Genomic DNA, 413 nt, shown 5'->3' on the forward strand with positions numbered 1-413 from the left:
CGTGCTGGCACTAAATCCTGCGGTACTGTCATTAATAGCGACAAAGGTACGAGTATTAGTACCAGTACCAAAGATGAATTGAGCCGCAGAGTTAGCTGTAAACACAGTATTAGTTAACTTAGCTGCAATTCCGTCTGTATTAAGTGCTGTCACAGATCCGGCATTAGAGAATCCGCTGCGGGCAGTGGAAACAAGGAATAAATCATTACCAGTAGTAGCATTGAATCCGGTAATGACATCAAAGTTACCGAAAAGAGAATCAGCTAAAGTGCGGTAGTCAAAACGGTCTACTCCCAACCCTCCAGTTAGAGTATCTTTTCCCAGCCCCCCGGTGAGGATGTCATTACCTGCACCACCGTCAAGGGTGTTATTACCACCGTTACCAGTAATGACGTTATTACCCGCGTTACCTG

At 45.5% G+C, this 413-nt stretch carries 1 protein-coding gene; it reads right to left on the reverse strand.

Annotated features, from left to right (window positions below; all coding sequences use genetic code 11):
* Positions 1-413, reverse strand: a 413-nt coding sequence (locus tag ACIR310F_RS25990; protein WP_331271296.1) for a calcium-binding protein, incomplete at both ends; no start/stop codon positions are given.

The organism is Dolichospermum circinale AWQC310F (genome assembly GCF_000426925.1).
In the GTDB taxonomy this organism is placed as follows: domain Bacteria; phylum Cyanobacteriota; class Cyanobacteriia; order Cyanobacteriales; family Nostocaceae; genus Dolichospermum; species Dolichospermum circinale.